This window comes from Rickettsiales bacterium (assembly GCA_041396965.1).
GTDB lineage: Bacteria > Pseudomonadota > Alphaproteobacteria > Rickettsiales > SXRF01 > SXRF01.
This window is the reverse complement of the sequence record JAWKXN010000001.1, coordinates 1,081,981-1,104,896: the sequence shown is the minus strand read 5'-3', so window position 1 is coordinate 1,104,896 and position 22,916 is coordinate 1,081,981. Positions and strand designations below refer to the sequence as shown.

The 22,916-nt window shown below is 37.7% G+C and carries 21 protein-coding genes; 15 read left to right on the top strand and 6 right to left on the bottom strand.

The window, feature by feature from the left end; all coding sequences use genetic code 11:
- Nucleotides 1–90: 90 nt before the first annotated feature.
- From R3D71_05635 to R3D71_05610, 6 genes are all read left to right on the top strand, one after another.
- The gene (locus tag R3D71_05635; GenBank protein ID MEZ5691127.1) at nt 91–1,260 is read left to right on the top strand and encodes a glycosyltransferase family 87 protein; all 1,170 of its coding nucleotides are present in this window, start codon (nt 91–93) and stop codon (nt 1,258–1,260) included.
- Between the two features lie 79 nt (nt 1,261–1,339).
- Entirely contained in the window at nt 1,340–2,830 is a 1,491-nt protein-coding gene (locus R3D71_05630) for a replicative DNA helicase (GenBank protein MEZ5691126.1), read from the top strand.
- 5 nt (nt 2,831–2,835) lie between these two features.
- On the top strand, nt 2,836–3,903 hold the full coding sequence (alr, locus tag R3D71_05625) for an alanine racemase (protein ID MEZ5691125.1): 1,068 nt from the start codon (nt 2,836–2,838) through the stop codon (nt 3,901–3,903).
- Nucleotides 3,904–4,088: 185 nt separating this feature from the next.
- Nucleotides 4,089–5,825 (top strand): diguanylate cyclase, encoded by a 1,737-nt coding sequence (locus R3D71_05620; GenBank protein ID MEZ5691124.1) that lies wholly within the window; start codon nt 4,089–4,091, stop codon nt 5,823–5,825.
- A gap of 4 nt (nt 5,826–5,829) precedes the next feature.
- A complete protein-coding gene (locus tag R3D71_05615; protein MEZ5691123.1) occupies nt 5,830–6,090 on the top strand; it encodes a hypothetical protein in 261 nt (86 codons plus the stop codon).
- Between the two features lie 12 nt (nt 6,091–6,102).
- On the top strand, nt 6,103–6,588 hold the full coding sequence (locus tag R3D71_05610) for a methylated-DNA--[protein]-cysteine S-methyltransferase (GenBank protein ID MEZ5691122.1): 486 nt from the start codon (nt 6,103–6,105) through the stop codon (nt 6,586–6,588).
- Here the strand turns inward: R3D71_05610 and R3D71_05605 are convergent.
- The 4 genes from R3D71_05605 to R3D71_05590 all read right to left on the bottom strand — a co-directional run bounded on the left by R3D71_05605 (nt 6,585) and on the right by R3D71_05590 (nt 10,081).
- Nucleotides 6,585–6,953, bottom strand: a complete 369-nt coding sequence (locus tag R3D71_05605; protein ID MEZ5691121.1) for a hypothetical protein — start codon at nt 6,951–6,953, stop codon at nt 6,585–6,587. The genes R3D71_05610 and R3D71_05605 overlap by 4 nt on opposite strands.
- Before the next feature lie 81 nt (nt 6,954–7,034).
- Complete coding sequence (gene ilvN, locus R3D71_05600) at nt 7,035–7,571, bottom strand: acetolactate synthase small subunit (protein ID MEZ5691120.1); 537 nt, start codon at nt 7,569–7,571, stop codon at nt 7,035–7,037.
- 45 nt (nt 7,572–7,616) lie between these two features.
- Complete coding sequence (gene ilvB / locus R3D71_05595) at nt 7,617–9,419, bottom strand: biosynthetic-type acetolactate synthase large subunit (protein ID MEZ5691119.1); 1,803 nt, start codon at nt 9,417–9,419, stop codon at nt 7,617–7,619.
- Nucleotides 9,420–9,529: 110 nt separating this feature from the next.
- Nucleotides 9,530–10,081 (bottom strand): hypothetical protein, encoded by a 552-nt coding sequence (locus R3D71_05590; protein ID MEZ5691118.1) that lies wholly within the window; start codon nt 10,079–10,081, stop codon nt 9,530–9,532.
- A 367-nt stretch (nt 10,082–10,448) separates the two neighbouring features.
- Here R3D71_05590 and R3D71_05585 point away from each other — a divergent pair, with 367 nt between their 5' ends.
- From R3D71_05585 to R3D71_05565, 5 genes are all read left to right on the top strand, one after another.
- Nucleotides 10,449–11,012, top strand: coding sequence for a hypothetical protein (locus tag R3D71_05585; GenBank protein MEZ5691117.1), 564 nt, complete (start codon nt 10,449–10,451; stop codon nt 11,010–11,012).
- Between the two features lie 144 nt (nt 11,013–11,156).
- Nucleotides 11,157–11,738 (top strand): hypothetical protein, encoded by a 582-nt coding sequence (locus tag R3D71_05580; GenBank protein MEZ5691116.1) that lies wholly within the window; start codon nt 11,157–11,159, stop codon nt 11,736–11,738.
- A gap of 140 nt (nt 11,739–11,878) precedes the next feature.
- Entirely contained in the window at nt 11,879–12,349 is a 471-nt protein-coding gene (locus tag R3D71_05575; protein ID MEZ5691115.1) for a hypothetical protein, read from the top strand.
- A 29-nt stretch (nt 12,350–12,378) separates the two neighbouring features.
- Nucleotides 12,379–12,822: a hypothetical protein gene (locus R3D71_05570; protein ID MEZ5691114.1), complete on the top strand. Its 444-nt coding sequence runs from the start codon at nt 12,379–12,381 to the stop codon at nt 12,820–12,822.
- A gap of 56 nt (nt 12,823–12,878) precedes the next feature.
- The gene (locus R3D71_05565) at nt 12,879–13,928 is read left to right on the top strand and encodes a CsgG/HfaB family protein (protein MEZ5691113.1); all 1,050 of its coding nucleotides are present in this window, start codon (nt 12,879–12,881) and stop codon (nt 13,926–13,928) included.
- 47 nt (nt 13,929–13,975) lie between these two features.
- On the opposite strand, the gene R3D71_05560 is transcribed toward R3D71_05565, so the two are convergent.
- Complete coding sequence (locus tag R3D71_05560; protein MEZ5691112.1) at nt 13,976–14,488, bottom strand: histidine phosphatase family protein; 513 nt, start codon at nt 14,486–14,488, stop codon at nt 13,976–13,978.
- A 137-nt stretch (nt 14,489–14,625) separates the two neighbouring features.
- Here R3D71_05560 and R3D71_05555 point away from each other — a divergent pair, with 137 nt between their 5' ends.
- From R3D71_05555 to gyrA, 4 genes are all read left to right on the top strand, one after another.
- Nucleotides 14,626–16,776, top strand: a complete 2,151-nt coding sequence (locus tag R3D71_05555) for an RNA degradosome polyphosphate kinase (protein MEZ5691111.1) — start codon at nt 14,626–14,628, stop codon at nt 16,774–16,776.
- A 2-nt stretch (nt 16,777–16,778) separates the two neighbouring features.
- Entirely contained in the window at nt 16,779–18,245 is a 1,467-nt protein-coding gene (locus tag R3D71_05550) for a Ppx/GppA family phosphatase (GenBank protein ID MEZ5691110.1), read from the top strand.
- 134 nt (nt 18,246–18,379) lie between these two features.
- Nucleotides 18,380–18,913: a hypothetical protein gene (locus R3D71_05545; GenBank protein ID MEZ5691109.1), complete on the top strand. Its 534-nt coding sequence runs from the start codon at nt 18,380–18,382 to the stop codon at nt 18,911–18,913.
- Nucleotides 18,914–19,480: 567 nt separating this feature from the next.
- Nucleotides 19,481–22,222, top strand: a complete 2,742-nt coding sequence (gene gyrA / locus R3D71_05540; GenBank protein MEZ5691108.1) for a DNA gyrase subunit A — start codon at nt 19,481–19,483, stop codon at nt 22,220–22,222.
- Here the strand turns inward: gyrA and R3D71_05535 are convergent.
- Nucleotides 22,209–22,883, bottom strand: a complete 675-nt coding sequence (locus tag R3D71_05535) for a hypothetical protein (GenBank protein ID MEZ5691107.1) — start codon at nt 22,881–22,883, stop codon at nt 22,209–22,211. The two genes, gyrA and R3D71_05535, sit on opposite strands and share 14 nt — an antisense overlap.
- Between the last annotated feature and the right edge of the window lie 33 nt (nt 22,884–22,916).

Here is a 22,916-nt window from a genome sequence, read left to right as displayed (position 1 = left end):
AGAATGAAATTTGTAAGGGATATTCTGTCATATAAATGGGTGGATTTTTTATTATCAGCTATACTTCTTGTAAGTGTAGTGTGGTTTTTTATGCCGCATGGTTTGGTTTTTGAACCGGCGGATGGAGATAATTCTTATACATTTATAGATTTCGTTTATTATTATGGCTCAAGTTTATTAATAGATGATGGTAATGCTGGTAAAGTATATGATATAGATTTTCAGCAACGGAATTTTTCTAATTTACTTAATGTTCCAGTTAGAAGGCTGGTTCCGTATCTTTATCCTCCACAAAGTGTTTTATTTTTTTATCCTTTTACTTTTTTTTCTTTGAGTACTGCTTGTTATCTTTGGCAGTTAACGAATGTGGTAGCGGTGTTATTTATTCCCAAAATGTTATTTTGGTCTGATGTAATTAGAAATAGGAATGGTATTTTTTTAATAACTGTGCTGCTGACAATATGTTTTTTGCCTTGGTTTCTCAATGTATATTATGGACAAGTAAGTATTTTTATAATGCTAGGAATTTGGGGATACTATCTTCTTTCCAAAAATAAAAAATATTTTTTAGCTGGAATATTGGTTGTGGCTTGTGCTTTTAAGCCACAGCTATTCATAGCTCCTGTTTTATACATTCTTATTATTAATGGAAAGAAGTTATGGTTAGCTACTATAGTTGCATCAGTTGCAACAATTGCTTTATGTTCTTTTATATTTGGCTATGAGATATGGTGGTCGTATGTAGATGTTATATTTACGGCTTCTAAAAATGTAGGTACGGATGGTTATTTACCTATAATGGGTAATGTTAGAGCGTTTCTTTTATTCCTTTTAGGCGGAAACAACATAGGTATCATTAATTATATTAGTACTGTGTTGTGGTTATTTAGTATTGTTATAGTCATTTTTTTAGGTAATTTATTAAAGCATAAGAATGATAAGACTAAAGAGTTAGGTTTTTCTATAATAATAGTTATTACTTGTGTATTTAGTCCATGGTTACATCTACACAGTTTCATGTTAATGGTGATACCAATAGTTTATTTTATAAAGTACGTGAGAATAAAATCTGTATTGTCATATATAGCTGCTTTTTTAAATTTTAATTTAGTAGCTCTTTTAGTAAAAGGCATAAATCCTAATGTTAATTTTCTATTTTGGTTACCGGCACAGTTTATATTTATATACGTGTTAGTTTATCAACTTCGGAAAGAACTTACTAATTCTAACGATGATGTGACCAATAAACAAATTGCCTAGCTGTTTGCACGCTGTTATAAGTTGGTTTATCCTCTCTATATTAGTTTGATAGAAACTTAACGGTGTATAGTGTTGTTTTATGGTAAATTTATTGGCTGATGGTTCTGATGTTTTAATAGTTGATGATGCTGACAAAAAGATAAATTATCGGCAGGCTCCGTCAAATATTGAAGCTGAACAGGCTTTACTTGGTGTTTTGTTAGTAAATAATGATTCTTTACAGCATGTAAGTGACAAATTGAGGCCAGAGCATTTTTACGAGCCTCTACATCAGAGGATATTTGAGGCTATAATTAAATTTAATGATAAAGGGTTGATTGCTAACCCTGTTACTCTTCGTCATTATTTTGATCAAGATGAGGCTCTGGCGGATATAGGTGGTGGTGCTTATCTAGCGAAGTTGGCGGCGGCGGCTATTACGGTAATAAATATATCGGATTATAGCAGGACTATTTATGATTTGGCGTTAAAGCGACAGTTGATTTTTATTGGTGAAGAAATGGCAAATGAGGCTTATCTTCATTCCATTGATATTCCCGCGATGACACAGCTAGAGGACGCTGAACAGAAATTATTTAATATATCCATTCAAGGAACTGGCGATAAAGGTTTTATGCCTATCCGTAATTCTGTGATTAAAGCGATCGAAAGCGCAGATCATGCGATACGTCATGAGGACAGGCTGGTTGGGATTCCCACTAAGTTAACGGATTTGGATAAAATGCTTGGTGGTCTTAAGCGTTCTGATTTATTGATACTTGCTGGTAGGCCTTCTATGGGAAAGACAGCGTTAGCGGTGAATATGGCCTATAACGCGGGACTGTTTTTGAAAGAAGAAGCGGATAAGGAGGGAGTTTCTTCTAAAAAGGCGGGGAGTGTTGGTTTTTTCTCTCTGGAGATGTCAGCCGAGCAACTCTCAACTAGAATGTTATCTAGCGCTAGTAAGCTTAATTCATATAATATACTCAATGGTAAAATTACTGCTGAAGAATTTTCGCATTTGGTTCATGTGAGTAATGAAATGGCACAAATGCCATTTTTTATTGATGATACCCCTGCTCTTTCTATTTCGTCATTGCGTACTCGGGCGCGCCGTTTGCAGCGTATGCATAATCTGAAAGTTTTGGTGGTTGATTATTTGCAGTTAATACGTGGTAGCTCAGCCAGCTCGCAAAATAATCGTGTTCAAGAAATATCAGAGATTACACAAGGGCTTAAGGCTATAGCTAAGGAGCTAGATATTCCAGTAATCGCTCTTTCTCAGCTTTCGCGGGCTGTTGAGCAACGCGAGAATAAGCGCCCGTTACTTTCTGATTTGCGGGAATCAGGTTCTATTGAGCAGGATGCGGATGTGGTGATGTTTATCTATCGTGAGGAATATTATTTATCACGTGAACAGCCGAAGGAAGGTACTCCAGAGCATGCTAAATGGATGGAAGACATGGATAAAGCTCTAAATGTAGCGGAAGTAATTGTCGCGAAACATCGTAATGGAGCGATAGGAGATGTGAAATTGCGGTTTGACGCTAATTTAACACAGTTTTCAAATCTAGCGTCAGAAGGCTATTAACAATTATGCCGAGCGCTACTCTTAATATTAATCTTTCAGCGCTTGCCGCTAATTATAATTTGCTTAAGGAGCGCCATAGTAAAAATAATGTAGCGGCGGTGGTAAAGGCTGATGCTTATGGTTTAGGTGTGCGGGAGATAAGTTTAAGGCTACAGAAAGAAGGGTGTGAAGATTTTTTTGTGGCGACGCTTGATGAGGCGATAGAGCTTAGGAATATATTGCCTTTAGCTAATATAGGAGTGTTTCAAGGAATTCTTGCTGGAGAAAAAGAAGAATATATAAAACATAATCTTATTCCAGTGTTGAATATTTTGAGTCAGTTAAATGACTTTATATGGATAATAGAGAATAATCAGAATATTAAGCCAATTATTCATATTGATACTGGTATGACTCGTTTGGGGCTTAGTCAGAGTGATTTATCATACCCCGCTCTTCAGACGTTTAGGGAGGAGTCATCAGTTACCATAATGTCGCATCTCGCTTGTGCTGATAATCCTGAGCATCCTAAAAATAATGAGCAATTACAAAGATTCAAACAGGCTGTAGGTTTTTTTAATAACACCAAAACTAGCCTTGCTAATTCCGCTGGTATTTTTCTGGATAAAGAATTTCATTTTGATATGGCAAGGGTTGGTTGTGCGCTTTATGGAATAAGTCCGTCTGTTGGTGGCAATCCGATGCGACATGTCGCTACCTTGACAGCTCCTATTTTACAGATAAGAGAATTAGATAGGGATGAAAGTATTGGCTATGGCGCTACTGTATCGCTTGCTAAAGGCAAGAAAATAGCGATAGCGGCTCTTGGCTATGCTGATGGTTATTTTAGGAATTTAGGAAATAAAGGAACAGTACATATAGCTGGACATAAAGCCCCCGTCATTGGTCGTGTATCTATGGATATGGTGGCAATTGATCTGTCAGAAGTACCGATTTCTATGATTAATTATGATTCCGTAGTGGAATTTATAAATGAGAACTATAGCGTAAATGACCTTGCCGCTGACTCAGGAACTATAGGCTATGAGGTATTTACCCATATTGGTAATCGTGTGAAGCGGGTCTATTATTAGCTTTCTTATATTAATGTATTGAAATATCTATATATTTATACAAGATAAATAGTGTAATATTAATGCTTTTAGCTATGAACTCATGTAACATAATTGTCAAAAAACCTTAATACTACGGTTTTTATAGTCTGCTAGAATGGCTTAATTTTATATTTAATAATTAGTTATTTAAGTCATGGTTTATAATGGAACAGAATATTGATATAGCGGGACAAAGTTTAGCAAAACTGGATGGATGGCTGCCACCGGAGTATAAGCGTGATCAAAAACTTCCTGAGAATAAAGACCTAGAAGAGAAACTAACTAATATTATCAGAGGAGAAATTCCTGCTTCGGATGAAGTTAAGAGTATTTCTGATAGTTTGAGGGATGAATTAGACGCAAAAGATATTAGAATCTTAAGGGATGGTAAAAAAATTGAGGCTTTACGCAGAGAGGCTTTCACAGACCCATCTACTGGATACTTAAACAAAAATGCTTTTCATGTGGCTCTTAAAAATATTGTCAAATCAAGACTGGAAAATAAAGGGCAGGAACATGAACCGATAACTGTGGTTATGCTGGATCTTAACTATCTGAAGCCGATTAATAATGTCAGCTATCATGGTTGTGGTGATAAAGCGATTAATTATCTGGCGAGCTATCTGTCTAAAAATTTACGTGATAGTGATGATAATACCAATGAAGATAAAAAAAGACAGCGGCCAACGACACAAAAGGACTTATTTACTAGGCTATCGGGTGGAGATGAATTTGCCATAATAATGAAAGGGATTACTCCAGAGAAGGCTAGAGAGAGGTTGCAGCCAATACTAAAACAGATGGCTATAGATAGTGTGGCTGATGAGTTTGGTGTTGATAGCAAAGGTAGAAAAGTTCCAATTCAGGTTTCTGCGTCTTTTGGAGTAACAAAATTGCCTGATAGCTATCCGGAAAACATGAAAAGCACAGGTAATATTGATACAGACGTTAATGATGTAATAAATTCAACCTTAAAGGCAGCAAGTGCGGGAATAAAAAAAGATAAAATGCGCTCTAAAAAAGAAGCGTCTCAGGTGGAAGGAGGGTTTCCTGCTTGTGATGATAGGCAAAACGCTGAAGAAATTATCGGAGAATTTTTAGAAAAGCGTATTCGTAAGGTAAATACGAGAACTACTGAAAATGGGCGTTCTTATACTCTGCATGATGCGACTAATGAAAAAAGAAATCATGTAATAGAATTGTTGGAAGAAAAAATACGAAAAAAGCAAGAGCGAAGAAATGGCAGTGATTACACTGAAAAAGAAAAGTTTGAAAAGCTAAAAGAATTAATTGAAGAAAAAACAAGCAGGGTTGTTCCAAGAGAATCTGACCAGCAAGATAGCTCTGTAGGTAATAATAAAAAGGAACAAACAGTGATAGTAAATACTATTCAACCGGTTAATGTCACCGATTATGCAAAGGTAGTTAGCGGAGAAGCTGATGTTAAGACTACGGGGAAAGTGCTTTTTGATCATATAAAAAATGATAGTAAAGTACCAGATGTTCTGAGTTTTAAGAAAGATGAGTTGGAAGAGAAGATATTCGCGGTAACGGATAAAGTAACCGATAATAGGCTTAATACCCCTTTACATAAAGCTATTGAAGTTGGCAATGAAAAAGCTGCTCTGAAAATCATTGAGCGTACTAAACCAGATAAATTATTTGTAAGAAATAATGATGACGAAAACGCTCTTGACATTGCTATTGAGAAAAATATGGATTCAGTAATAGTGGCGATAGCTAAAAAGGCCGACGAAAAGGATATAAGTGTTTATGTGGCACGTCAACATCCGAAGGTAATTGAAGGGCGTGATTTAGGAATTGCAGAAAAAGTAAATGGTTCTTCTCAGACAGGACAACCTTCACATCAAAAGTTAAAAACATCAGCTATTGTGAGTTAAGAATATGAGTAGATTCGCGGCGGTCGTTAAAGAAAAGTCTAAAAGCAGTGTAGTTCTGTATAAGGCTACTTCGCGTGACGGTAATGATTTTTACGCTTATATTCGTTGTGATGAAAGACAGTACCACAAGATGAAGCGTGATTTTATGACTAGAACGCCATGTCGTGATGTTTCTGATTATGGTGAGGTTATTTATATAAAATCTGGTCAGGAGCCAGACGATAAAGCAAAAGAATTTCTTGCTGAATATTTAGATAACATGTAATGTCGTTCCGTTATGTCGGATATTTTATACTACAAATTTTATGATTCCCCTGTTGGTAAGCTACAGATAATTTCTTCTGATAGAGAGCTTGTCGCTATATATCCAAGAAGATTTTTTCGTAATGATGAGGATAATTTTCGTGAGAATAGCGAGCACCCTATTTTGCTTAAAACCGAAAAACAGTTGGATGAGTACTTCTTAGGTCAGCGTAAGGAGTTTGATTTACCGCTGGATATGCGTGGTACAGTGTTTCAGATAAAATCATGGCGGCAGTTGCAGAAAATACCATATGGTGGAACTGTTTCGTATGGACAGCAGGCGAAGGGAATGGGTGACGCTAAAAAAGCCAGAGCCGTTGGCATGGCAAATGGTCGTAATCCACTGCTTATAGTCGTTCCCTGTCATAGAGTCATTGGTAAGGATGGTTCCCTTACCGGATTTGGCGGCGGGCTTGATATGAAGAAGAAATTGTTGGAGTTGGAGCAAGCCCACATTTAGACGGTTACTGGATGTTCGTTTGTTTTAGATTTACTGGCAGATTTCACTTTTTTTGCTTCTTTTACGTTGGTACTTGGTGCATTGGTTTTGATGTCTATATTGAATCCTTTATCCCGTAATTTTTGTATTTCTTCTGTTGTTGTTTTGAGTAAAACTTCCCCTCTGTATCCCGAGTTGTATATATTCTTAAGTTTTTGTTCGTTATCTTCTGGTATCTTTGTAAACTTCTTTAGAGCCTCTATTACATGAGGTATCTGACGACTTTCAAACCTTACTTCTACTATTCCAGATCTATAATGGTCCGTACAGTTCAAGCCTTCTATGACGGACTTTGCTGAAGCTTCAGGACGTAAGTAATGCACCATAATTTTAGCTAACTAATTAAATGTAATTAATGTTTCTTGGGTATGATAACATGAATAATAATTAATTACAATATTAATATATTAGACAGGTTCTTTCCCTCTGCTCATGGCGGCGACTCCGGTGCGGCATATCTCAATAAGTCCTGTAGGCTGCATAAGTAAGATAAACTCGTCAATTTTTTCTAAAGTTCCGGTTATCTCAAACACAAAACTCTCATCAGTGGAGTCAACTACGCTAGCGCCAAAAATATCAGCGGTTTTTAGCGCGTCTACCCTTTGTTCTCCACATCCAGCCACCTTGATTAAAGCTAATTCTCGTTCTACATGTTCGCCTTCAACAGTGAGGTCATGAACTTTGTGGACAGGAACCATTTTGTCTAACAATTTTTTAATTTGTTCTACCACCATTTCGGTACCAGAAGTTACAATGGTTATTCTTGATATTTTTGTGTCATGCTCAACCTCAGCTACGGTAAGGCTTTCAATATTGTAGCCACGACCAGAAAAAAGCCCAATTACCCGTGCTAGAACACCGAATTCATTATCAACAAGCACCGCTAAAGTATGTCTTCTGGTAACATTGGTAACGGTGGGTATATCGTAAACTATATCTTTCATTTTTACATTTTTTCTATATTAACAAGTTTTTATATAAATAGCGCATTATACCAAATTCTTATTTAGCTTCACCTCATTATCATCTGGGCTTAGCAACAGCTCGTAGTGAGCCGCGCCCGCTGGAATCATTGGATATACATTTTCAGTTTTATCAACCAACATATCCATAATGACCGCACCATCAAAATCAATCATTTCTCGCAAGGAATCATCTACTTCTTCAACTTTGTCGCAGCGCATGCCTTTCATTCCATAGGCTTCCGCTAGTTTAACAAAATCTGGTAGAGAGTCCATATATGACTCACTATAGCGGTTGCCATGAAACATCTCCTGCCATTGACGTACCATTCCCATGTATTGATTGTTGAGTATCAATATTTTAAGCGGTAGGCGGTACTGCATGATGGTAGATAATTCTTGGATATTCATCATTACTGACGCTTCACCAGTAACGCATATAGTAAGTGCGTCAGGATGAGCCACTTGCGCGCCAACCGCCGATGGTACACCATAACCCATTGTGCCAAGACCACCGGAAGTCATCCAACGGAACGGTTTATTTTGAGTTAGAAATTGCGCCGCCCACATCTGATGCTGACCGACATCAGTGGTTATATAAGCATCATATGTTTTTGTAATTTCATTCAAGCGATCTAATACATACTGTGGTTTTATAGTTTTTCCATCCTGTTTATATGAAAAACTTTTTTTTGCCCTCCACTCTTCTATCTGCCGCCACCAATCAGCCAACATACTTTTCTGCTCATCAGTCTTCTTGGTATTTTTTTGTTTCCATAATTCCAGCATTTTTTCAATTACTAACTTAGCGTCGCCAACTATCGGAATGTGTACAGGGACATTTTTATTTATTGATGAAGGGTCAATATCAGCATGGATTTTTATTGAGTCTTTTGAGAAAGCGTCTAACCTACCGGTGACACGGTCGTCAAAGCGCGCGCCTATATTTATCATTACGTCACATTTCGCCATACACATATTGGCTTCCAATGAACCGTGCATTCCTAACATTCCGACGAATTGTTTGTCATCACCATCAAAAGCGCCAAGCCCCATAAGTGTGTTGGTACATGGAAAACCAGTGATATGGACTAGTTCGGTAAGTAGTTCACAAGCTTCGCTGCCAGAGTTTATCACCCCTCCTCCGACGTAAAAAATTGGACGGTGAGCTTGTAACATAAGGTCAACCGCTTTTTCTATCGCCTCATTGTCGGGTATAGTTTTTGGATTATATGAAGGGCGTTTAATCTCTAGTTTTTCATTATATATACCCATTTGGTTCATGATATTTTTAGGAATATCAATAACCACAGGTCCCGGTCTTCCAGTTTTTGCTATATGGAACGCCTCATGGAGTATTTTTGGTAGTTCCTCTATGGAACGAACGAGATAGTTATATTTTGTACAAGAGCGGGTTATTCCCGTAGTATCCGCCTCTTGAAAAGCGTCAGAGCCAATGAGATGAGTTGGAACTTGTCCGGTAATACAGACCAGAGGGATTGAATCAAGCAGAGCGTCAGTAAGTCCGGTGATGGCATTAGTCGCACCCGGACCTGAGGTAACGAACACTACACCAACTTTACCAGTTGAGCGGGCGTAGCCTTCTGCCGCATGGGTCGCTGCTTGCTCATGGCGAACGAGTATATGGCGTAATTGATTTTGTTTGAACAGAGCGTCATAAATCGGCAGAACAGCACCACCAGGGTAGCCAAAGGCGACCTCAACTCCCTCATTAAGCAAGGTTTTTACTATTATCTCCGCTCCGGATATTTCACCTAGCGTTTCGTTTACAGACTCAGTCTGTGATTTTATATTTTCCGCCTGCTTCATAAAGTGCCTGTTTTATATGGAATAATGAAGAGGCAAAGCTAGCGTTTTTTAACTAATAGGTCAATAAAAATAGGATGCTATACTTTATACCTATTATGGGTAAAAATATACTATATCTGTGGAGAGATAATTGGATCTGGCAAAGTCTCACTAGGTATATTAGTTGTAGACATATTCTTTTTTATTAATTTATCATCTGGTTTTTTATCTTTTATCACAACTTCTGGCTTCGCTTCTGCTATTCTTTCTTCTATTGGTAAAGTAAGTCGTTCTTCTCTGAGCGACATCATTGTCATTTGTGCTTCTCTTGGCGGCATCGCATTATTTCCTTGATAGCCAACCAATTTACTTTCCCATCCCGGCATTTGATTGCGATAGCATAAAATATCCTGCAATACACGGTAGCAATATCTGGTAGGTACTGGCTTCTCAACTTTTTTTGGTAGTGGGGTTATCCACCACTCCCTTACTTTTTCACCAGTTCTTTTAATGCCATCACGCACGTTATTCGCTACTCTGATAGCGTTTTTTTCTATATTTCCCTGAACATCCTTAGCGTCATGTTTTACTTGCTCCTTAACAACATTTTTATCCTCCTCAAAATGCGAGCATGAGGATAAAATGATAATAGAAGATATAGCTATGATATTACGTAAGAGCATTTTATTTTGATAAACTATAATAGGTTAGCTGGCAATTTTTAAGTTCATATTTTTTACTGATGACAACTTGAATGATATAGGCAAATTTTGTGCCATAATCAAAAAATGTTAATGGGTGTCTATTATTAATGAGGGCTTACTAACAGATAAATTTTGTGGCAATGTAAACACATACAAAAAATACATATTAAATAATAGGTTTTATGTGTTTAAAACTACTATAATTATATTGACACTGAAAAATAATTGCTATAGCCTTCACCTTAAAGTTTGTTGTTTTTTTATTAATAATTAAAACGCTGGATAATGTGAACAGTGTACACTAAGTGTTTTACGGGCTGGCTAGGGTATAAAAAACAGGATGTTGATGATTTTTAGAAATGCTGTGCTTTCGTTATCTTTATGGTTTATTTTAATTGTAAATCAGGCGTATGCTGCTGGTAATGTCACCTCTGTGATGCAGATTGGAGAGAATGGAATTGTTGAGATCGTTCAATCCGGTAATAACAACAATACTGATGTAATGCAGTCTGGAAAAGGTGAGGAAATATATCTCATACAGAGCGGTAATAACAATAGTAACAGTGTTTCGCAGAATGGAGAATTTTCTAAAGCATTTATTAGTCAATCTGGTGATAACAATATTTCTGAGATACAGCAATATGCTGTAAATGGGAATATAAATCTGGAACAATCTGGTTCAGGAAATCAATCTGCTATTTTTCAATCAAACGTTAATAATATTATTCAGTTAATTCAATCAGGAGATAGTAATCAGTCTATTATTTCACAAACAGGAACCAATGGGGTGGCTTTGGTAACGCAAGCTGGTTTTGGAAATATTTCTTCCGTATCACAGATAGGTGATGGGAATATAGCTACAGTTAATCAAATAGGTAACAATGGAGCTATTATAGTTCAACAATTTTAATGAATGAATATGAAACGGAATTTTCTTATTTTTTAATAAGAATAAAGAGATTAATGCCCTTATTTAAAGTAATGGTGTTAATAGTGTATGAGTTAGGACATTTTGTCTTAGTTTATTAATTTTTTAATTTGAAAGGAATTTATTATGAAAACCAAACTTCTTCTTACTTCAGCGGTTGCTCTTTCTCTTTTTGCTGGTAGCGCGTTTGCTGATAGCAATACCGTGTATATATCTCAAACCGGTGTAAGCGAAGTGGCTTCTGTTAGCCAAACTAACTCTGGTCATGAAGCACGTATTCTACAACAAGGTGTTATTGGTCTTGCCACAGTAAGTCAAGGTGCTGCTGGTGGTAATGACAACTATTCTACCACTGTTCAAAATGGTAACGCTAACGTGGCTCATGTTACTCAAGACGCTGGTAGTGATAACTATGCTGGTATCATTCAAAATGGTGATGATAATTATGGTGAAATATCACAGGATGGTGATCTAAATCTTGCGGAAATATTCCAAACACCAGATACTGCTACTTTGAACCATGCGGTAATCAGTCAAACTGGTAATAACAACGAAGGACAGGTTACTCAAAATGGTAGTTTTGGAGTAGCTGATATCAGTCAAGGTGGTGATAATAATTTCGCTGACGTATTACAAACTGGTGACCTAAACGTTTCTACAGTTCTTCAACCAGGAAGCGGTAACACAAGTACTGTTGTACAAAACTAGTCATAGTAAAAAAATGAAAGAGAGGCATGTTACTTTTTGTGGTATGTCTCTCTTTTTATGATATATCTATATATACAAGTAACTAAAATTTAATATTTTGTTTTTGACAAAAATATCTTGAAGGTTTTAGATGTATGTGTTTGTGTAAGTTTTTATGTTCTGTTTTTCTGTTCATAGTACCATCTTTTGTCTTTGCATCTGATAGTGTTGATATAAGGCAGCTTCCATCTGGTTCAAAGCCAGTTGGTGGTGAGAATGAGACTGTGCAGATAAAGATAAGAGAAAGAGTTAGTGATTACCAATCTCAAATTCTTGACAATCCAAGTATTAACGAACGTGCGCGCGCTAGAGAAATGATACATAAAAATAGATTTAATGGGAATGCAGCTACTGTTATACAAAATGGTAGTTCTAATAGCTCAACAGTTATACAGAGTGGAGAGAATAACTACTCTATTCAGAATCAAGTTGGTGAAGGGAATGATATTTACGTTGATCAGAGCGGAGAAAATAATTACTCGGCAGAAGAACAAGATGGAGATTATAGTCATAAAATAATTATACAAAATGGTAAAAAGACTGAAGAATTTAATAAAAAGAATAAAAAATAATTGTTATTAATTGCCTAGCGGGAAAAGATATGTTTAGAAAAGATATGTTTAATCGTCTACTAAATAAGTCCTTCATTAGAGAAGGTGTTTTTTTGAGCTTAGTTTGTGTGTTTTCTATGTTGTGCGAACCATCAGCAGAGGCTAGCCCTATCACATTTGTTGGTAAAAATCCTGCTATTTTTTCTGATGCTAACCCTAATGGTCTATCCGCTTTGATGAATAGCGTGGATAAGCCAGCTACAAGAAGGACAACTCCAACTCCAAACTCAAGTGAGCTTATTATAAGAGGGCTGGAAAGCCAGATAACTAATAAAATATACAATGATATATTTAATACAGCGAATCCGTCTGGTATTTTTCAACTTCCTAGCGGTGGACAAATATCCTTCGTTCGTCCGGGTGATGGAAATATTGTTATTACTATAGTAAATTCCGCGAATGTAACCAGCGTTATCACTGTTCCAGATATTTAGTATATTATAGTTAGCGTAAGATTTTAGTTTGGCTTTCTCTATAAAGGTGGGTATAAATGCTTATAAGAAAATATATTTTTATAATATTATCGGTGTGTGCGTTAAGTGCTTGTACACAAAGAGATATGTATGAGAATAGCTTTGTTACTGATTCAGAAATTAACGCGCGAACACGAGCTGGTGATGTGCTAGCGAATCTTCCACTACCGGTAAGTCCTGTTCCAGTTGTGGTATATGACTTTGTTGATCAGACCGGTCAGTTTAGAGATAATGGACGGTATACGGATTATTCTAGCGCTGTTACCAAAGGTGGCTATTCAATATTGGTCAACGCCTTGCTAAACGCAGGGAAAAATAAATGGTTTACCGTAGCGGAGCGTGGGAGTCTAAAAAACCTTCTACAAGAGCGTCAGATTATAGAATTAACGCGCAATAAATATCGGAGCGCTGGAGGAAAAAGATTACCTAAATTACCTCCCCTTATTTATGGTGGTATGATGATAGAAGGTGGAATTGTATCCTATGATTCTAACATTATTTCAGGTGGTATCGGCGCGGTATATCTTGGTATTGGAGGTTCTGTTCAGTATCGTCGTGATTTAGTAACCGTATATTTACGGGCGATAAGTATCCAAAGTGGGAAAGTTCTGCTTTCGGTAAATAGCTCTAAAACTATATATTCGGTTGCCGCTGACGCTAATTTTTTACGGTATTTCGCTGTAAGCGATTTATTCCAATCTGAAGCGGGATTTGCTATGAACGAGCCTACTCAACTTGGAGTAAGGCAGGCTATAGAGACCGCGTTGTATTCTCTGATTATGGAAGGAGCGATAAATGAGATATGGCAGTTTAGGAATGTAGCTGACGGTAGGAAAGCATTAAAACAATATATGGATAAAAAAGACCATGCTCATAGCCCTAGCGCAAGTGGATCAGAACAATCTTCCGCTCCTAAAGTTACCCAGGTTGATTACAAATCACTTGCGATAGAGGAAAAATATTTACCAAAAGAGATAGAATATAAAAAATTAGAATTCAAAGAAGATGGTAAATTAAGAAAGGAAGCAAAATACAATTTTAATTTACCTGATGATGGAAATAATTAGGCTGTTTCCTAGTTAAGTTATTTTTCTTAATTAACCGTAGTAGGAAATTATTTTGGTGTGGAGAATAATAGAATCTTACTACGAGATAACATTATATCTTGCCATTTGCCATTAAATTCTATTATCGCCAGCGAACAAGTGGGAAAACCTGTATGTAGATTGTCGTGCATTGTTTTATCACCATCTTTAGCAAGGGTAAGAGATATTTGGTATAATGCTGGATTATGCCCTATCAACATTAATGTTTTAATATCATCCGTTATCGTCACTATCTGATTGAAAATCTCATGTTCAGAAGCGTTATAAATTTGTGGTAGATAATCAACGTTTAGAGGTTCTGATAAGGCTTTTTCTATATTGTCAAACGTCATACGAGTACGCTGCGCGGTTGAGCATATTACCTTATCTGGAATGAAATCACCGCTAGCGAGTAATTCTCCCATCTCTGTTGCTTCTTTTATACCTCTGCTTGTTAGTTCACGAGAATGGTCATGCTCGTTGAAACCAGCGTTTACTGCTTGGCCGTGCCTTAGAATTATAAGTCTTTTTCTGTCTTCCATGTCTTATCTTATTTTTATATGTACGGTATTATTAACTTAATTTTATTATATAGAACTGTAAAATGTTTATTTTTTATCGTATAGTGATTATACAACAATATTTGTTATAAATACATATAAATCAGCTAATTAACTGTATGAAAAATATTATGGAATCGGATAACCGTTTTATTAATCGGGAAATGTCGTGGCTGGAATTTAATACTAGAGTTCTAGAGGAAGCGGAAAATGCCAATAATCCAATAATGGAGCGGATTAATTTTCTTGCTATATCCGCTTCTAACTTAGATGAATTTTATATGATAAGGGTCGCCGGTCTTAAAGACTATATAAGAAAAGGTGTTACCAAGCATAGCCAAGACGGCATGACACCACAGCAGGAGTTAGAGGCTGTTAATAACGCGGTTGAGGTAATGATTGAAAGACAGCATAAATGTTGGGTAAATCTGCGGGGTGAACTTAAAGAGAATAATATATCTATTGTAAAGATTAATGATTTATCAAAAGATGATTTGGTTTGGTTAGAGCGATATTTTCTTGAGAATATATTTATGTTGCTTACTCCTATAGCCATAGATCCGGCACATCCCTTTCCTTTTCTACCAAACCTTAATCTGGCTCTGGTTTTTGAGTTAATAGATGGCAGCAAAGCCAAGAAGAAAAAATCTGACGATGAGGATTCTGGCGAGAGGATGACTATAATTCCCCTACCCGCTCGTTTGCCTCGTTTCGTTTCAGTGCCAGGTGATAATATACGTTGTCTCATGATAGAGGATGTAATAGAACATTTCTTACCGATACTTATGCCTAATCACTCAGTGGTTGATAGCGCTTTGTTTCGGATAATAAGAGATAGTGAGCTAGAAGTTGACGATGATGACGATCAAGATTTTGTAAGGAATTTTGAGATAGCGATAAAACAGCGCAGACGTGGAAGAGTTATTCAGATCAAATTTGCCGCTCCGGCCAGTAAAAATTTAGTGAATTTTGTTTCCGAGCAAATGCATGTTCGCCTTGAGGACGTTATAGAGGTAAACGGAATGTTAGGGCTTACTAATTTACGGGAACTTCTTGCTTATAGCCCTTCGGATTTACGTTTCCCATCTTTTGACGCTAGATTCCCAGAAAGAATAGATGATTTTCATGGCGACTGTATGAAGGCGATAGCCACTAAGGATATAGTTATCCACCATCCGTTTGAGACGTTTAATGTTGTTATCCAATTCTTAAAACAAGCGGTAGAGGATCCGAATGTTGTTTCCATTAAACAGACATTATATCGTACTAGCAAGGACTCCCCTATCGCGCATGCGCTTATAGCCGCCGCTGAGGCTGGCAAGTCGGTAACCGCTCTTGTTGAGTTAAAAGCTCGTTTTGACGAGGAAACTAATATAAGATGGGCAAGAGATTTAGAAAATGCTGGAGTGCAGGTTGTTTATGGATTTGTAACGCTTAAAACGCATGCTAAAATTACTCTTGTTACTCGTAGGGAGAATGATTGTTTAGTTTCTTACGCTCATTTTGGAACTGGTAATTATCATCCAACTACGGCTAAATCATACACTGACTTATCATTTTTTACTTCTGATAAAGAATTATGTCATGACGCGGCTTATTTATTTAATTTTGTGACTGGTAACGCTCCACCAAGAGAATTTAAGAAACTTATCATCGCTCCTAGCTATATGCGTGATCAGATAATTTCTATGATTGATAAGGAAATAGAAAATGTAAAAAAAGGTAAGAGCGGAGCAATTTGGGCAAAGATGAACTCTTTGGTTGACAAAAAGGTAATAGACGCTCTTTACCAAGCTTCTCAGGCAGGTGTTAAAATTGAGTTGATAGTACGCGGTATATGCTGCTTGCGTCCAAAAGTTAAGGGGCTTTCTGAAAATATAACAGTAAAAAGTATTGTCGGGCGTTTTTTAGAGCATTCACGTATATATTGTTTCGCTGATGGTCATGAGATGTCTTCCCCTGAAACTAAAGTTTTTATTGGTTCAGCGGATTGGATGCCAAGAAATTTTGATAAGCGGGTTGAGGTGATGGTTCCGATAGAAAATCCGACGGTTCATGAGCAGATACTTGGTCAGATAATGATGGCTAATATAAAGGATGAAGGTCAAAGCTGGATTTTGCAATCTGATGGCAGTTATAAGCGTGTGTCTAATAAAAAAGATAGTTTTACCGCCCATAATTATTTTCTTAATAATCCGAGCTTGTCAGGACGAGGAACTTCGCTTAAAACAGCCAAATTAAATAAAACGGCTAAAGCGAAGAATAATTAATAATGAACAAAGCAGCTAAGGATAAGCGGGTTGGGATAATTGATATTGGCTCTAATTCCATTCGGATTGTGGTTTATGATGAGCAAAAGCGTTCCCCTATACCAATATATAACGAGAAAGTGTTATGCGCTCTTGGTAAAGGTCTTTCTATAACCGGAAAATTGAATCCTGAAGGTGTGGATATGGCTAAGGATTCCTTGCACCGATTTATAACACTTGGTAGGAATATGCGAATAGTTACTTTATACATAGTAGCGACCGCCGCTGTTCGTGATGCTAGTGATGGGGCAGAGTTTGTAAGCTGGCTTGAGAGCGAGTATAACGTAAAGGTTGATATTATATCTGGTAAGGAGGAAGCTAAGCTTGGGGCTTTCGCTGTATGTTCTTCTATACATAAACCGGAAGGTGTAATCGCTGATCTTGGTGGTGGTAGCCTAGAATTGGTAGGTGTTACCGGTGATGTATCAGAAAAACATATAAGCTTGCCACTTGGTAGTTTACGGATGCAAGATGAAAGTGGTGGTGATGTATCTCGGCTTAAAAAGATAGTAGATGATAATCTGAGACACGAAAATTGGATAAGTGATAAAAAGATAAAAAATATATATTTGATTGGTGGAAGTTTTCGGGCGCTTGCTAAAATACATATGCAAGAAAATAATTATCCTCTGAAAATTCTTCATGAATATGAGGTAAATACAAAAGATTTTATTCCTTTTATAAAAGCGATAATAGATACTCCACTTAATCGTTTGAGTAAGTTTTCTGGTTGTTCTACAAAACGTATAGCGTCTTTACATGGCGCGGCGATGATTTTGCTTCGTCTTACAGAATTAAGTAAAGCAAAAAAGATTGTTTTTTCAGCAAGTGGTATCAGAGAGGGGTATTTATATAAAAAATTACCCGCTTCACAGCGCAGTGACGATAATTTGTTGTTTTCAGGGCGAGCTTTCGCTTCACGTAATGGTCGTAGTATTTCTTACGCGCAGGAATTATTTGAGTGGATACAACCCTTATTTCCAGATGAGTCGGATAAAGAAAAAAGGCTTCGCCTAGCTTTTTGTTTATTTTCGGATATTGCCCTGCATATTCACCCTGAATATCGCGCGCAATGGGCTTTTCAACGGATAATTTATGGTTCTTTTACTAGCATTACTCATACAGAAAGAGTTACCCTTGCCCTTGCCTTATATTATCGCTATCGTTTTCGGCTGAAGGATGAACCGGTTTATTTAAGCCTTATTGGAAATAAAGAAAAAAAAATAGCGAAAATACTTGGAACAGCGGTTAATTTAGCTTATTCTTTATCTGGTAGTGTTGATGGCAGTTTGCCTAAGACTAAGCTGATTGTTGGTAGTGGGTCTATCGCTATTGATATAAACAGCTCCATGAAAGATGTAGTTGGGGATATTATAAGCAAGCGCATAGAGCTTTTGAATGAGGCTTATTTTTCAGAATATTATGAGTAGAATCAGTTGGATAGATGGCTACCCGTACAAGTCTGCATTGTCATAATATTAAGGGAAAACTCTTGTCTATATTACAGTATTTTTCTATAGTTGATTTATTGAATTAACTATAGAAAATCTTTATAAGGTTTGTCATGGGAAAACTAGATGGTAAAAAATTTGGAAAACCGGTTGATAAATTTTATTACAGATTTTTTGCAGGATATAGTTCTGCTTTGGTTGGATTGTTTGTACTGTATTTTCTTTTGTTCTTAAAACATAAGGAAGATTTTAGAGAAGACTTTTCATTTTTGATAAATTTATTGAAGGGTTATTTTGATTATCCAGTAATATTTTATAATGATATAACTGTTTTAATGTTTCTTGCTTTGCTTATTGCATTGCCTATCATTGTTGCGACTCCTGTTGTTGTATATAGAGATGGTATTAAACATAATAGCTTAAAGAAATTTTATGTAAAAGTTAGATGGGAAGAAATCGCTAAGGTAAAAGAGGATATTTTTCTCGTTTATTTGCTTAATAAAGATGATGAAATTCTTGTTACGTTGCCCAAAAATGGGAATTATATGTATCGCTTTGATGATTTTATAAGACTAATTACAGAGTTAGCCGGCATAAATCATCCATTAACAGTTCATCTAATGAAGAAAACAGATAATATTTTATAGATATTTTTTATATATTTTGTTGTTGAGTGCTGACGTAATACCTGTTACTAAAAATAAAGACAAAGGGAAATGAATAATTAGCTAGCCATTACTCTACTCCCCCCTTGCGGGGGAGTAGAGTAATGATTCAATTTTTGGTGGGGAGCGTATATGGCTGTCTACTATTCTACCCATGGCGATTACATTTGGGTATCAGGCACTGAACACGACACTGTCATGCCGTCTTTATGACGGCATCCGGTTGTGAAAAGCAGAGCTTTTCACTGGATTGCTCTGCAACCCACCAGGTCCCGCTAACCACGTGCGGGGTGACATTGTATCCAAATGCGATTGCCATAGCTATTCTACCCCCATACGCTCAATCTGCGTTTTTACTTGATTTCGCGTACTCCCCCGCAAGGGGTGAGCGGTTTTTTAATCATACGAAATTCTTTCTTATACGTGGTTGTGGCTAGCTAGCAAAAAGAGTGGTGGCATTGTTTGAATAGCTCTTTTATTTCCTTGCTTCATCGCTTAAATATGCTAGAAAAATATGTGTGATATTTAACCTTTAGCAAAAGCAAGAAAATGACCGATAGCAGCAGCCAAAAAACCTCTGATTTAGTTCCAATTTCCATTGAAGAGGAAATGAAGAAATCCTATCTTGATTACGCTATGAGCGTGATCGTGAGTCGGGCGATTCCTGATGTTCGTGATGGGCTTAAACCGGTGCATCGGCGTATTCTTTATGGAATGTTGGAACTTGGCTGTGAGCATAACAAGCCATATAAAAAATCCGCCCGTATCGTTGGTGATGTGATGGGTAAATACCACCCGCATGGTGATAGCGCGATTTATGATGCTTTGGTGCGGATGGCACAACCTTTCTCAATGCGCCTTGAGCTGGTTGATGGTCAGGGTAATTTTGGCTCTATGGATGGTGACTCGCCAGCGGCTATGCGTTACACCGAGTCACGTCTTTCTAAAGCGGCGCATGGTTTGCTTACTGACATTGATAAAAACACTGTTGATTATCAGGAAAATTACGACGGATCTGAAAAAGAACCCGTAGTGCTTCCAGCTTCCTATCCAAATATTTTGGTAAATGGCGCTGGCGGTATCGCGGTTGGTATGGCAACCAATATTCCGCCGCATAATCTTGGTGAGGTGGTGGACGCTTGTATGCTCTATCTGGATAATCAGGAAGTGACTATGGATGAGTTGCTTGAAGCCTGCCCTGCCCCCGATTTTCCAACTGGTGGTATTATTCTTGGCGTGAGTGGCGCGCGTAGCGGGCTTTCCACTGGTCGTGGTTCGGTGATTATGCGCGGAAAAACTGAGATAGAGGAGATTCGCGCTGGTCGTTACGCTATTATAATCACTGAGGTGCCGTATCAGGTAAATAAGGCGAATATGATAAAACGTATCGCTGAGCTGGTAAATGATAAGAAGATAGAAGGTATTTCTGATTTGCGCGATGAATCGGATAAATCAGGTGTACGGGTGGTGGTTGAGATAAAGAAAGACGCTGTTCCAGATGTGGTTCTTAGTCAATTATTTACCTATACTCCGCTGCAAACTAGTTTTGGTGTTAATATGCTGGCGCTTGATAATGGTCGTCCGGCGGTGATGAATCTAAAGGATATAATTACTTCTTTTGTTAATTTCCGTGAGGAAGTAATCACCAGACGTACCAACTTCCTGCTTGGTAAAGCGCGTGATCGGGCGCATTTATTGATCGGTCTTGCCATTGCTGTCGCTAATATTGATGAGGTGATAGCGGTAATTAGAGCGTCCGCTGACCCTAATATCGCTCGTGAGGAGTTAATGCGCCGTGATTGGGACGCTGGAGATGTTCTGCCGTTGTTGCAACTGGTTGATGATTCTGGAAATAAGGTAATTGGTGGTCGTATTAAATTTACTGAAGCGCAAGCGCGAGGAATTTTAGAATTACGCCTGCAACGTCTTACTGGTCTTGAGAGGGAAAAAATTGATGGCGAAATGCAAGAGCTTTCCGCTGAGATAACCGAGTATCTTTCTATTCTTAGCGATAGAGAAAAGCTTTATGGAATTTTAAGGCAAGAATTACTTGCCGCTAAGGAGCAATTTGCCACCCCTCGTCGCACTGAAATAGAGTTTTCTGAGTTTGAGGCTGATATTGAGGATTTAATTCAGAAAGAGGATATGGTGGTGACCGTAACTTCTGGTGGTTATATAAAACGTACTGCCCTTTCTGAGTACAGGGCGCAGCGGCGTGGTGGCAAGGGTAAATCAGCGATGAGTGTACGTGATGAGGATCTTACAACTGAGTTGTTGGTTGTAAATACCCATACTCCAGTACTGTTCTTCTCGTCTCTTGGTAAGGTGTATAAGCTTAAAGTATATAAATTGCCGCTTGGAGCCGCTAACACACGCGGTAAGGCACTGGTCAATCTTTTCCCGCTTGCCGATGGTGAGACTATAACCACTTTTATGCCACTTCCTGAGGATGAGAGCCAGTGGGATGAAATGAACATATTTTTCGCGACCGCCAAAGGTAACGCGCGTAGGAATGATTTATCTGATTTCCATGATATTCGCGCTAATGGTAAAATCGCCATTCGCATGGATGAGGATGATAGCTTGGTGGCTGTTCGGGTTTGCTCGGAAAATGATAATGTATTCCTAGCGTCAAAATCAGGAAAAGCCATTCGTTTTCCGGTAAATGCTGTTCGGGTGTTCAAAAGCAGAACTTCCGACGGTGTAAGAGGTATGAAGCTTACTTCTGGCGATGAGGTTGTTTCTATGAGCATTATCGGTGGTATAGAGACTAGCGCTGAGGAAAGACAAGCGTACCTAAGAATGGCCGCCGTAAAACGCAAAGCGATAGGTGGCGATGATTCTGATACAGATGATAACGTAGATAATGCTAGTAATGATGGTGAATCTGTGGCGGATATAACCATCTCTGATGAGCGTTTCGCTGAGTTAGAGGCGGCGGAGGAATTTATACTTACCGTCACCGAAAATGGTTATGGAAAACGTACCTCTGCTTATGAGTATCGTACTATAGGGCGTGGTGGTTCGGGTATGGTAAATATCGTGACTTCCAAGCGTAACGGTAAGGTGGTATCTAGCCAACCGGTTGGACAAAGCGGAGAAATTATGTTGATGACAGATCATGCTACTGTGATACGCTGCCCGCTTGATGGAATACGGGTTGCTGGTCGTAACACGCAAGGTGTTACTATACTGCGCACCGCTGATGGTGAAAAGGTAGTTTCAGTGGTATCAGTACCAGAGGCAGAGGCTGCTGATAATGAGGAAGCTGAAGAGGTTAGCGGCGAGTAATATCGTTTTTACTATTTTCTCTATCCTTTAGAAAACTTCTGAAATCATCGGTGTTGCCACCTTTTTCGTTTATTATCTCTCTTATTGTGGAGGCGGCGATCCGTGTCGCGTCTTGCTCACGCAGGTTATGATCTGTTACTGTTCCAACAAACTTTTTGGTTTTTTCTGGTTTTTGATCTTTGTTTTTATTTAGCTGATTTATTGTCGCATGGTTAATTATGCCTTTGGGGTAATATTTTTCATTGCCATCTTGTTTTTTAAGCCCTAGCTTTTCTACATATTTATTTTGTGCCCATGTTTCTGGCTTTTCACGATCTCCCCACTCATGTCTGGTATAATTTTGGTTTTGTATAAAGAAGTCTAATATCTTTTTATTGCTTTCAAGATTTAACGATTTATCACAACCGGATAGTCTTTCATAAATACTGTCCATACGTATATTAAATAATCTTATAGAGTAATTTTTCCCTAATTTACTATTATCTCCAAAACTTTCTATATTGTTACCATTCACTTTTACAACAGCGCCAGAGCCTATAACTACTGGAATTTCCTTATTATCAACAGACATGAGACCTATATTTTTATCTTTTGCATCGGAGAAAAGCAAACCTTTTTTAGCAAGTGAGGAAACCAGAGAATTAATATGATTATCTGTCACCCCTGTAAAAGTCAAATAATTCGGTGTCAGATT

What these genes read in the sequence shown, in the direction of transcription:
- R3D71_05565 (MEZ5691113.1), top strand. Translation starts at nt 12,879, where the DNA reads ATGCTTATAAGAAAATATATTTTTATAATATTATCGGTGTGTGCGTTA.
- R3D71_05585 (MEZ5691117.1), top strand. Translation starts at nt 10,449, where the DNA reads ATGATTTTTAGAAATGCTGTGCTTTCGTTATCTTTATGGTTTATTTTA.
- R3D71_05610 (MEZ5691122.1), top strand. Translation starts at nt 6,103, where the DNA reads ATGTCGGATATTTTATACTACAAATTTTATGATTCCCCTGTTGGTAAG.
- R3D71_05630 (MEZ5691126.1), top strand. Translation starts at nt 1,340, where the DNA reads ATGGTAAATTTATTGGCTGATGGTTCTGATGTTTTAATAGTTGATGAT.
- R3D71_05570 (MEZ5691114.1), top strand. Translation starts at nt 12,379, where the DNA reads ATGTTTAGAAAAGATATGTTTAATCGTCTACTAAATAAGTCCTTCATT.
- ilvB (MEZ5691119.1), bottom strand. Translation starts at nt 9,419, where the DNA reads ATGAAGCAGGCGGAAAATATAAAATCACAGACTGAGTCTGTAAACGAA.
- alr (MEZ5691125.1), top strand. Translation starts at nt 2,836, where the DNA reads ATGCCGAGCGCTACTCTTAATATTAATCTTTCAGCGCTTGCCGCTAAT.
- R3D71_05555 (MEZ5691111.1), top strand. Translation starts at nt 14,626, where the DNA reads ATGAAAAATATTATGGAATCGGATAACCGTTTTATTAATCGGGAAATG.
- R3D71_05545 (MEZ5691109.1), top strand. Translation starts at nt 18,380, where the DNA reads ATGGGAAAACTAGATGGTAAAAAATTTGGAAAACCGGTTGATAAATTT.
- R3D71_05620 (MEZ5691124.1), top strand. Translation starts at nt 4,089, where the DNA reads ATGGAACAGAATATTGATATAGCGGGACAAAGTTTAGCAAAACTGGAT.
- ilvN (MEZ5691120.1), bottom strand. Translation starts at nt 7,571, where the DNA reads ATGAAAGATATAGTTTACGATATACCCACCGTTACCAATGTTACCAGA.
- gyrA (MEZ5691108.1), top strand. Translation starts at nt 19,481, where the DNA reads ATGACCGATAGCAGCAGCCAAAAAACCTCTGATTTAGTTCCAATTTCC.
- R3D71_05605 (MEZ5691121.1), bottom strand. Translation starts at nt 6,953, where the DNA reads ATGGTGCATTACTTACGTCCTGAAGCTTCAGCAAAGTCCGTCATAGAA.
- R3D71_05580 (MEZ5691116.1), top strand. Translation starts at nt 11,157, where the DNA reads ATGAAAACCAAACTTCTTCTTACTTCAGCGGTTGCTCTTTCTCTTTTT.
- R3D71_05560 (MEZ5691112.1), bottom strand. Translation starts at nt 14,488, where the DNA reads ATGGAAGACAGAAAAAGACTTATAATTCTAAGGCACGGCCAAGCAGTA.
- R3D71_05635 (MEZ5691127.1), top strand. Translation starts at nt 91, where the DNA reads ATGCCGCATGGTTTGGTTTTTGAACCGGCGGATGGAGATAATTCTTAT.
- R3D71_05590 (MEZ5691118.1), bottom strand. Translation starts at nt 10,081, where the DNA reads ATGCTCTTACGTAATATCATAGCTATATCTTCTATTATCATTTTATCC.
- R3D71_05615 (MEZ5691123.1), top strand. Translation starts at nt 5,830, where the DNA reads ATGAGTAGATTCGCGGCGGTCGTTAAAGAAAAGTCTAAAAGCAGTGTA.
- R3D71_05550 (MEZ5691110.1), top strand. Translation starts at nt 16,779, where the DNA reads ATGAACAAAGCAGCTAAGGATAAGCGGGTTGGGATAATTGATATTGGC.